Below are 10,422 nucleotides of genomic sequence, written 5' to 3' on the forward strand. Positions count from 1 at the left end.
CATAAACAAGAAGTATTAATTTTGCTGAGAATGCAGTGTGTCTGTCTCAAACTGAGCAATTGCTCGTTTGAAAACGATAAAAGAAACACTAGCCATCGCAATATTGGCGATGACGGTTCCCGCAAATAAACCTTTAAGTTCAAATAGAAAACTGCCTGCAACGCTGATAGGTACGAAGAAAACAAATAAGCGGATGACACTTAACACTAATGCCGTCATAGGGCGATGCATGGCATTTAACGACGAGTTAGTCAGAATAATGATGCCCTGCATGCCGTAACCAAGAGGAACTATCATCAAAAACAGCTGTATTAAAACGCTTACTTTAACTTCATTTGCAAAGACGACAGCAATCCAGCTTGAAAGCCCCCACATTACGAGAAAAATAATAAATTGCCATACGAGAACAAACTTCAAAGTAAGCGAGTAGGCCTTCTTTACTCTTTCTACCTGTCCAGCCCCTACGTTTTGGCTAATAAAGGGCGGCAACGTCATTGATAGTGCTAGCACGACGATACTTGCAATTGACTCCATGCGATTACCGACTCCCCATGCAGCAACTGCTTCCGCCCCGTAACCAGCCACAACCGCTGTCATTACGCCTCCAGCTACTGGGGTTAACATATTGGCGCCAGCAGCTGGTAAGCCAATCTTCAATATTTCTCGACTGCTATCGCGCAGCTCTTCAAGTGTTAATAGTCGTGGCAGCATCAACTTGCGGCGAACTGCTAGAATGTAAAGTATCCAAAGCGCCCCTACTATCCAAGCTATAAAGGTAGCCAAAGCCGCACCTTGAATTCCCATTGCGGGTATAGGGCCAAGACCGAAGATAAAGATAGGATCGAGCAAGGCATTAAGGCCGCCGCCTGCTGCCATGACAATACTGGGCGTACGGGTATCACCACAGGCCCGCAACACGCTATTGCCCACCATGGGCATGGCCAGAAATATGCTCGACAAATACCACAATCCCATATAATCGGAGATATACGGCATGAGGTTTTCAGTTGCATTGAGTAATTTGAATATGGGCTCAATGGTAAATAAGCCAATTATTGCCAATGCGCCAACCAGTAACACTGACAACATCAATGAACCCGTTGCATACTGCTGAGATTTGGTTATCTCTTTACTTCCCTGCAATTTACCAATAATTGCTGATGTACCTATGCCTAAACCAATATTAAGGCTTATTACGGTGAAGGTAACCGGGAATGTAAAACTAATTGCGGCTAGCGGGTCAGTTCCTAACAAACTTACGAAGAAGGTATCGATAAGTCCGAAACTCATCATCATTACCATACCTAGAATCATAGGAATGGTCATACGCTTTAACGTTATACCTATATCCCCTTCCAACAAGTCGGAAGTACGTTGTTTAGCGTTATTTTTTATCACTTGAGCTCCGATTACCTTAAAACTCTTTATTTACTGCGCGTTAGTGTAAAAGAGTGAACCCTAATTAGCTACGCGTTATCGATAAACAAAACACTGCATGAGAGAGTTTCAAATAAAATCTCTTTTTTTGAAAAAATAAACGAGATTTATGAATTTGCCCGCAACTCTGCAAAATTGATATTTTTCTATGTAAATAGATATCAAGCCGCTAAATTTGGATCATGACGTTTCTGTTTCTTTAGAGTTTCTTTAGAGTTTCATTTTAAATACCAATATTGTGGATGCGCGTTCGCACTTTAAAGGCGAGCGAGGCGAATAACACGCAACCATAAATGTTAACAAAATGTAAGGCATTGAGAAGTAAGACGGATTCCGTTGAATAGCTTTTGAACATTCGTTGATTTAACACACAAGCTACTTTTTGTTCAAGCGATCTCTTTTGATCGAGATTTTGGATCTTCAAAAACAGCGTAAATCTTTGTATTTAAAGAACTACATCAAAAAAAACACCATTCAACCCTGAGATCAATACACAGCCGATCTAAGGGAAGCATATCTGAAAACTAAGCTATCAACATAGTTATCCACAGATTTAGTGGATAACTACCGCCAGACCATATTCGACGGGATTCTGTGCTCGATTAATTTCTCAGCAGGTAAGTAGTGACTAACCTTTTAATCCTCAGGTACAGGTTACAGATTTATTAAACACTGTATATAGTAACAGTATGGAAGGAATTTTTTATTCTATTTAGTTATACAAATTAACTTTAAGGAAATATAAAGGTTCTTTTAAAAATAATTACCCTTTTATCTAAATTGGGTCTACTTTGTGAGCAAAGGTGCAATAATGCATAGTTATTAACCATCACTTTCATCACATTGACGACAAAATGAGCATAAAACCCGTAAAAAGCTATTTTTTGCGCAGTCAGCACAAATATTTCATTTATATTGTTGACAGTTCCTAAGTACGTCTTTAATATTCGCCTCCGTTGAAGCACAGGTCCCCCTTAGCTCAGTTGGTTAGAGCGACGGACTGTTAATCCGCAGGTCCCCCGTTCGAGTCGGGGAGGGGGAGCCAACTTCAGCAAACAACTTAGGTGTCGATTCCCCCTTAGCTCAGTTGGTTAGAGCGACGGACTGTTAATCCGCAGGTCCCCCGTTCGAGTCGGGGAGGGGGAGCCACTTAGTTGGCTCTTAAATCGCCTCATCCACCTCACTCTATTTTAATTCCTAAAACAACGCGTTTAGACATTAAATAACCCTAATTCAATCAAGTTGTTAAACCCTTTCTAAAAAGGGATAATAGACGCAATCTGTTTTTCTTTTTAATTCGCGGGCATTGTCCGTCAAGATTCCTCGAAGGAATTGCGTTATTCATGACTGAATTTTTACTGCTTTTGATTGGTACAGTACTGGTTAACAACTTTGTGTTGGTTAAGTTTCTTGGCTTATGTCCGTTCATGGGTGTGTCTGGAAAACTAGAAACCGCCATGGGCATGTCTATGGCCACTACATTTGTACTCACCCTTGCCTCTGCGTCAAGTTACTTAGTTGAAACTTATTTGCTTGCTCCTTTGGGTATTGGCTACTTAAGAACCCTTGCTTTTATTCTTGTTATCGCAGTGGTTGTTCAGTTTACAGAAATGGTTGTGCATAAAACTAGCCCTACCTTATATAGGTTGTTAGGTATATTCCTTCCTCTTATCACAACCAACTGTGCAGTACTCGGTGTTGCGCTTTTAAACCTTACCGAGCAGCATAATTTCATGCAGAGCCTTATTTATGGCTTCGGTGCTGCTGTTGGCTTTTCATTAGTTTTGGTTTTGTTTGCTGCCATGCGTGAGCGCCTTGCCGCTGCCGATGTCCCCGTTGCTTTTAAAGGTGCCTCAATAGCCATGATTACTGCGGGTCTAATGTCGCTTGCCTTTATGGGCTTTAGTGGATTGGTGAAAGTATAATGACGATATCATCTGCAATCATATTTGCCGTTATTGCTATTGGTGCCCTTGCGCTTATTTTTGGCCTTGTTCTGGGTTATGCGAGCATTCGCTTTAAAGTAGAGGGCGATCCGCTAGTAGAACAAATTGACGCAGTGCTACCACAAACTCAATGTGGGCAATGTGGCTACCCGGGATGCAAGCCCTACGCAGAGGCTATCGCTGATGGTGATGACATTAATAAATGCCCACCGGGCGGGGAAGCTACTATTAAAAAGCTCGCAGACTTAATGGGGGTTGAGCCTAAGCCTCTTGATGCTGCACACGGCGAAGAAGACGTAAAAAAAGTGGCTTTCATTCGCGAAGATGAATGCATTGGCTGCACTAAGTGCATTCAAGCCTGCCCTGTGGATGCTATTTTAGGTGCAGCAAAGCATATGCACACTGTGATTACTGACGAGTGCACAGGGTGCGACTTATGTGTTGACCCCTGCCCTGTCGACTGCATCGACATGGTGCCAATTGCTCAAACAACTTCTACATGGAAGTGGGATTTTGAATCATCGCCTAAAGGTGATATCCCCATCAAAATGGTGTCGTAACTGTGATGTACCCAAGTTTTGATTCAATTATAGAAACCCTAAATGCGGGAAAGATGTACTCATTTCCAGGTGGCGTGCATCCAGACGATAAAAAAACGCTCTCAAATACGTCGGTAATAAAGAAACCTTCGTTACCCGAACTATTGATTGTTCCATTGAGGCAGCACATCGGTTCAGACGGCATATGCAGTGTAGACGTTGGCGATACTGTGTTGAAAGGGCAAATTCTTTCGCAGAGCTCTTCACCTTTTTCTGTTCCAGTTCATGCACCGACATCTGGCGAAGTCGTAGCCATTGCTCCTCACGTAGTCGCTCATCCAAGCGGTTTAACGGAAATGTGTATATCTATACGTCCTGATGGAAAAGACACGTGGTGCGACTTGTCACCAATAGCGAACTACAGTGAAGTTGATAGCAACAAGCTTATCGAAGCTATTTGCCAAGCGGGTATATCGGGAATGGGTGGCGCAGGCTTCCCGACTCACATTAAAACATCAACCTCAAAACCCATTGAGTTTCTTGTGTTAAATGGTATTGAGTGCGAGCCCTATATTACGTCTGATGACCGCCTTATGCGTGAGCATGCGTGGCAAATACGCCAAGGTCTAGATATTCTCATTCACCTTATTGGGCCCAAAGCGATTATCATCGCGGTGGAAGACAACAAACCCGAAGCCTTTGAAGCATTAAACATCGCGTGCCAAGATAAAAAAGACTACCGCGTGGTAAATGTTGAAACAAAATATCCAGCTGGTGGCGAAAAGCAGTTAATACAAGTTCTCACTGGCCGTGAAGTACCAAGAAATGGCCTGCCTGCTGATGTGGGCGTAATGATGTTCAACGTGGGAACCTGTTACGCTATTGCTGATGCAATATTACACGGCAAGCCGTTAATTGAACGCATTGTTACCGTTACGGGTGAAGCGGTTGAGTCGCCTAGTAACTTCAGAGCGTTGTTGGGTACGCCTGTTTCCCACCTGTTAGAAGAAGCAAATTACAACCCGAAAAAGCAGAAAGCGCCTAAGGTAATTATGGGTGGGCCAATGATGGGCTTCACCCTTTCTGACGCGACAATACCTGTTATTAAAACCACAAACTGCTTATTAGTTCCGTCTAAAAAGGAGTTAGTAGATGACAATGCCGAACGCCCATGCATTCGCTGTAGTGCCTGCGCTGATGCTTGCCCTGCAACTTTACTTCCTCAACAAATGTTCTGGCATGCTAAAGCCAAAGAATACGATAAAGCCGAAGAATACGACCTATTCGACTGCATAGAGTGCGGCGCCTGTGCATACGTTTGCCCCAGTGAAATTCCACTGGTGCACTATTACCGCCAAGCAAAATCTGAAATTCGCTTACAGCGCGATGAAAAGAACAAAGCTGAAAAAGCCAAGCAGCGTTTTGAAGCTCGAAAAGAACGATTAGAGCGCGAAAAGCGCGAGCGTGAAGAGAAACACCGTAAGGCGAAAGAAGCTCGCTTAGCAGCAAATAAGGCTAAAGAACAAAGTGCTGTTGCGGCAGACACCGCAAGTACTGCTAGCAACACCAGCAACAATGGAGCCGCAGAAGCAAAAGACAAAGTCGCCGCTGCGCTTGCACGCGCGAAAGCAAAAAAAGCAGCGTTACAGGCTAAAGCAAGTGGCGAAGGTGTAACCTCAGCGCCTTTACCACAGGATAGCGAGCGTGCCACTCAAGGTGAGCAAGCACCCGCGGCAGATGATAAAAAAGCGCAAGTAGCGGCTGCAATTGCCAGAGCTAAAGCGAAGAAAGCAGCGCAAGCCGCTCAATCGGCACCGACACCTACGGAAAACACTGACGAGCAGTCTGAAGCCTCTCCTTCGTCGCCAGAGGAAGACAAAAAGGCAAAAGTGGCGGCCGCTATCGCTAGAGCCAAAGCGAAAAAGGCAGCGCAAGTAACTCAATCAGAGCAAGTATCAGATGAACAGATAGAGAAAGCGCAACCAGAGCATTCGTCTTCACCTTCATCAGATGAAGATAAGAAAGCCAAAATTGCCGCGGCAATGGCCAGAGCTAAGGCTAAAAAAGCAGCACAAACGACGCAAGCTAAAACTGATGAAGCCCAAAAGCTGGTTAAGATAGAAGCCGAATCTGAATCGAAAGCCGATACACCTGTATCAGAAGAAGATCAGAAAAAAGCGCGAATTGCAGCGGCGGTTGCCAAAGCCAAGGCCAAAAAAGCGGCGCAAGCGCCTTCAGTTAAGCAAAAAGAAGCAAGCTCGCATGACGGCGCTGGCAATACAAATAACGTTGTTAATGAAGCCGTAAACGAGGCAAGTGAAGCTGATAAGAAAAAAGCGCGAATAGCTGCGGCAGTAGCAAAAGCTAAAGCTAAAAAAGCGGCTCAACAAACTGGCGATACTGCAGACAACGGCGATGCGCCATTACCCAATGCCGATGAAAACAACGCGAAAGTAAGCGCTGTTGAGACATCTAACGAAACGCAAGAGGCGCCTGCAAACAGCGAAGCAGACGAGAAGAAAGCGCGAATTGCAGCAGCCATTGCTAAAGCCAAGGCAAAAAAAGCGGCCGCTGAACAAGAGAAAGAGTCATAATGAAGTTAAGTTTATCGAGTTCACCACATCAACGGGTTAAACGCGATACTGGCCAAGTGATGCGTATGGTTATTTACGCCATGATCCCCGGTATGATTGCACAGTCGTTCTTTTTTGGTTGGGGAATGCTTATTCAAGCCGTCATCGCTGTTGTGAGTGCGCTGGTGATTGAAGGCGTGATTTTGTTTTTAAGAAAGCGACCTATTGAACGTACGCTAACCGATTACAGCGCAATATTAACCGGGCTCCTCATTGCTATTAGTATCCCTCCTACGCTGCCTTGGTGGATGACCGTAACCGGTGTTTTCTTCGCAATTGCGGTAGCTAAGCAAGTATATGGCGGACTTGGTTTCAATATTTTCAACCCCGCTATGATAGCTTACGTGGTTCTTCTTATGTCCTTTCCTGCGGCTATGAGCCAATGGCTACCGCCAGCCACTCTTGCTGGCATCTCGCCCAGTTTTCTTGATTCAGTGTCGCTAATTTTCACTGGTTTTACTACCAGCGGTTACGACGTCACTCAGCTTAAGACGATTGCCGACGGCGTAACAATGGCAACACCACTAGACACACTTAAAACCGATTTAACCCAAGGTGTAACCTACTCAGAATCACTCGCTAACCCCATTTTTAACGGGGGCTTTTTCGACGCTGCGGGTACAGGATGGGGCTTTGTTAGTCTTGCGTATTTGCTTGGCGGGCTTTACTTATGGAAAACCCGCGTGATCAGTTGGCACATACCTGGCGGTATGCTTTTAAGCGTGTTTGTGTGTGCGTTACTGCTTCATTTGACCAATGCCGATTACTATGCTTCGCCACTCTTTCACCTGTTTAATGGTGCGGTAATGGTGGGCGCATTTTTTATTGCAACCGACCCTGTTTCAGCGTCGACAACTCCAAAAGGACGTATTATCTTCGGTGCAGCAATTGGTTTCTGGGTAGTGATTATTCGCACGTTTGGCGGCTACCCTGATGCTGTTGCATTTGCTGTTATTATCATGAATACGGCGGTACCGCTTATCGATTATTACACGCGCCCTCGCGTGTATGGCAAGAATGTTGGTCGGGGTAAGCAGTAATGATGAAAGAAAGTTTAGCCAAAAACGGCCTTATGTTAGGCGCTTTCGCTGTTGTAACCACAGCCTTGATAGCGCTAACCTTCTTTGGCACCCAAGACAAAATTGAACAACAAAAACAGCAAAAGCTATTAAGCGTGCTAAATGAAGTGGTGCCCAGTCAATTCCATGATAATGCCCTTTATGCAAACTGCACTGAAGTAGACGCCCTAGAACTTGGTAACAAAAAAAGCCACAAGGTCTATCGGGCTACACTCAACGGGCAGCCTAGTGCATTGGTGTTAGAATCAACGGCCCCAGACGGCTACAGCGGCGACATTGACATTGTGATTGGTGTACAGGTTAGTGACGAGGCAAAAGTAGGTGCGAACGCTAATTTGGCTGACAGCGAAAATCTCAATGATACTGCGTTAACACTCACAGATATGACAGCGCTTGATGAGAGAGCTATCGGCACGAACAACCTGAAAGTCCTTGGTGTGCGCGTTATCGAGCACAAAGAAACCCCTGGGCTTGGTGATAAAATAGAGCTTGCCGTCAGCAATTGGATTACATTATTCAGCGGCAAATCATTTTCAACGGATAATCTTGCGCCATGGCAAGTAAAAAAAGACGGCGGTGAATTCGACCAATTTACAGGCGCCACCATCACGCCAAGAGCGGTAGTAGGTGCGGTGCGTGAGGCTTTGATTTACGCTCAGGCAAATCAATCTGCGCTATTCAGCGCACCTAATACGTGTGCGAATACAGAGGTGGTTGAAACAATCGATGCCGTTAACGTAGATGACGCTCAACCTCATAGTGTAGAGGAGCTATAACGTGACTGACTTTCGCGATCTTTCCTTACAAGGGCTCTGGAAAAACAACCCTGCTTTGGTCCAACTGCTGGGCCTGTGTCCGCTTCTAGCCGTTACCGCTACTTTTATCAATGGTTTGGGGTTAGGGCTTGCCACTATGTTGGTATTAATTGGCAGTAACGTTACCGTTTCACTTGTTAGAAATGTTGTAAGAAACGAAATCCGCATTCCTGTCTTCGTAATGATCATTGCCGCATTTGTGACCATTGTTCAGCTTTTAATGAACGCCTACACTTATGACCTTTATTTAGCGTTAGGTATTTTTATCCCCCTTATTGTAACTAACTGCGCCATTATAGGTCGCGCCGAGGCCTTTGCGTCGAAAAATGGCCCGCTTGCATCTGCTTACGATGGTCTAATGATGGGGTTAGGCTTTACGGCAGTGTTAGTTATTTTAGGCGGTATGCGCGAAGTATTAGGTGCAGGTACGTTGTTAGCAGGAGCAGACAGACTGTTTGGCCCAATGGCAGCAAACTGGACCATAACGCTGTTTAACACTGAAAATCCGTTTTTACTTGCAATATTACCTCCAGGCGCATTTTTAGGCATGGGGCTTCTTATTGCTATTAAAAATAGCATAGATGCGAAGTTAGCCGCGCAGCAAAAAGCGCCTGCGGTTAAGGCAGAGCGTGTGCGCGTCACCGCTGAAAGCTAGGCTCTACCACACTAGGTAGAGCATACAGGTCCCCTATGTGCGCTCTAATGCGCATGGACCTGAACGTTCTAAAACACGCACAGTTAGAAAAGTATATAGAAATGAATGACGTAGCTAAGCCCGTTAAGGCGCTTACCAAGCAGGAAAAAGTACAAGAAATAATGCGAATTTTGGATGACCTCTATCCAGAAATTCCAATTTTTTTGGACCACAAAGACCCATACACGCTACTTATCGCCGTATTACTATCAGCGCAGTGTACTGACGAACGTGTTAACCAAATTACGCCAAAGCTATTTGCTCGCGCAGACAACCCTTACGATATGGTGTTGATGAGTATTGAAGAAATTCAAGATATTATCCGCCCTTGCGGTTTGTCTCCCATGAAGTCTAAGGGCATTTGGCATTTATCCGACATGATTATAAAGCTGCACAATGGTGTTGTGCCAGCAAACTTCGAAGCACTGGAGGCCATGCCAGCAGTAGGCCACAAAACTGCGGCGGTTGTGATGTCTCAGGGCTTTGGCATTCCTGCTTTTCCCGTAGACACTCACATACATCGTTTAATGTTCCGATGGGGGCTGTCAAACGGGAAAAGTGTCGAGCAAACAGAGCGTGACGCAAAACGTCTGTTCCCCAAAGAGAGGTGGAACGATCTGCATCTACAAATTATCCTGTATGGAAGAGAGTACTGCCCTGCCCGCGGGTTCGATTTAAATAAATGCGTCATCACGCGAGAATTCGGCAGAAAAAGTTTTATAAATGAAGTGCTAAAAGAGCAAGAGAAAAAACAAAAATTAGCGCTTAAGAAAAAGCGCAAATAGACATGTAGCGTTCAAAAAACTGCTATTTAAAAAAGGAGTCGAATGACTAATGCCAGTCAGTTAAGCTGACTGGCATTTTTCTTTTTAGCTGGGTACCTACTCGGTTTAAATTTAACACACCGTGGATATAATCTGTCCTCTCGCCGTGGCGGTAACTCGTAGTAAGTGAGTTGGTTAATAAGATTTTCGTACAATACGGGCAGCTTCCCGGGGCTTGTAAGCCCTATAGTCAGAAGGAATGCAACCACTGCGCTTGAACATCCGCTGAAGCTTAGCTGATTAGGCCAGATGCCTTTGCGTAGTGCAGCTTCGGTCATTGCCACTCGTATCAGGTTATAAGCCAGCAGTAATCCCCATAATTCCTGCTCAACCATGTCAGGCCGCTTACTCCGAAGCGTATATTCACTATTCAGTAGCGTCTGCTTCATCTCTCGGTACCCTAATTCAATTTCCCAGCGATGGCTGTATAAGTCTACAATCTCGTCACTGGGATA

The 10,422-nt window shown here is 45.0% G+C and carries 9 protein-coding genes and 2 tRNA genes; 9 read left to right on the forward strand and 2 right to left on the reverse strand.

The genetic code is table 11. The annotated features are described in order from the left end of the window. Positions 1 to 15: 15 nt before the first annotated feature. Complete coding sequence (locus tag ACHUFN_RS04060) at positions 16 to 1,398, reverse strand: MATE family efflux transporter (protein ID WP_394221011.1); 1,383 nt, start codon at positions 1,396 to 1,398, stop codon at positions 16 to 18. A gap of 1,007 nt (positions 1,399 to 2,405) precedes the next feature. On the opposite strand from ACHUFN_RS04060, the gene ACHUFN_RS04065 reads away from it, so the two are divergent. From ACHUFN_RS04065 to ACHUFN_RS04105, 9 genes are all read left to right on the forward strand, one after another. Further along, positions 2,406 to 2,482 (forward strand) — tRNA-Asn (locus ACHUFN_RS04065). Positions 2,483 to 2,509: 27 nt separating this feature from the next. Further along, positions 2,510 to 2,586: transfer RNA gene (locus ACHUFN_RS04070), tRNA-Asn, on the forward strand. 194 nt (positions 2,587 to 2,780) lie between these two features. Further along, positions 2,781 to 3,362 (forward strand): electron transport complex subunit RsxA, encoded by a 582-nt coding sequence (gene rsxA, locus ACHUFN_RS04075; RefSeq protein WP_012517816.1) that lies wholly within the window; start codon positions 2,781 to 2,783, stop codon positions 3,360 to 3,362. Further along, a complete protein-coding gene (rsxB, locus tag ACHUFN_RS04080; protein ID WP_394221012.1) occupies positions 3,362 to 3,943 on the forward strand; it encodes an electron transport complex subunit RsxB in 582 nt (193 codons plus the stop codon). Before rsxA ends, rsxB begins: the two co-directional genes overlap by 1 nt. A 5-nt stretch (positions 3,944 to 3,948) precedes the next feature. Beyond that, a complete protein-coding gene (rsxC, locus tag ACHUFN_RS04085; protein ID WP_394221046.1) occupies positions 3,949 to 6,516 on the forward strand; it encodes an electron transport complex subunit RsxC in 2,568 nt (855 codons plus the stop codon). After that, entirely contained in the window at positions 6,516 to 7,595 is a 1,080-nt protein-coding gene (gene rsxD, locus ACHUFN_RS04090; protein WP_394221013.1) for an electron transport complex subunit RsxD, read from the forward strand. The genes rsxC and rsxD overlap by 1 nt, the downstream gene beginning before the upstream one ends. Beyond that, positions 7,595 to 8,410 carry an RnfABCDGE type electron transport complex subunit G gene (locus ACHUFN_RS04095; RefSeq protein WP_394221014.1) on the forward strand — a complete coding sequence of 272 codons (816 nt, stop codon included), beginning with the start codon at positions 7,595 to 7,597 and terminating at the stop codon, positions 8,408 to 8,410. Before rsxD ends, ACHUFN_RS04095 begins: the two co-directional genes overlap by 1 nt. A gap of 1 nt (position 8,411) precedes the next feature. Continuing rightward, positions 8,412 to 9,104: an electron transport complex subunit E gene (locus ACHUFN_RS04100; protein ID WP_394221015.1), complete on the forward strand. Its 693-nt coding sequence runs from the start codon at positions 8,412 to 8,414 to the stop codon at positions 9,102 to 9,104. 101 nt (positions 9,105 to 9,205) lie between these two features. After that, a complete protein-coding gene (locus tag ACHUFN_RS04105; protein ID WP_394221016.1) occupies positions 9,206 to 9,928 on the forward strand; it encodes an endonuclease III domain-containing protein in 723 nt (240 codons plus the stop codon). Positions 9,929 to 9,984: 56 nt separating this feature from the next. Here the strand turns inward: ACHUFN_RS04105 and ACHUFN_RS04110 are convergent. Further along, positions 9,985 to 10,422: transposase (locus ACHUFN_RS04110; protein ID WP_394221017.1), on the reverse strand; the 438-nt coding region annotated here is incomplete at its 5' end.

The sequence above is a fragment of the Alteromonas gracilis genome (genome assembly GCF_043642145.1).
Lineage (GTDB): Bacteria > Pseudomonadota > Gammaproteobacteria > Enterobacterales > Alteromonadaceae > Alteromonas > Alteromonas gracilis_B.

Excerpts from the sequence above, each read along its gene's own strand:
- ACHUFN_RS04095 (WP_394221014.1), top strand. The coding sequence starts at position 7,595 with ATGATGAAAGAAAGTTTAGCCAAAAACGGCCTTATGTTAGGCGCTTTC.
- ACHUFN_RS04105 (WP_394221016.1), top strand. The coding sequence starts at position 9,206 with ATGAATGACGTAGCTAAGCCCGTTAAGGCGCTTACCAAGCAGGAAAAA.
- rsxA (WP_012517816.1), top strand. The coding sequence starts at position 2,781 with ATGACTGAATTTTTACTGCTTTTGATTGGTACAGTACTGGTTAACAAC.
- rsxC (WP_394221046.1), top strand. The coding sequence starts at position 3,949 with ATGTACCCAAGTTTTGATTCAATTATAGAAACCCTAAATGCGGGAAAG.
- rsxB (WP_394221012.1), top strand. The coding sequence starts at position 3,362 with ATGACGATATCATCTGCAATCATATTTGCCGTTATTGCTATTGGTGCC.
- rsxD (WP_394221013.1), top strand. The coding sequence starts at position 6,516 with ATGAAGTTAAGTTTATCGAGTTCACCACATCAACGGGTTAAACGCGAT.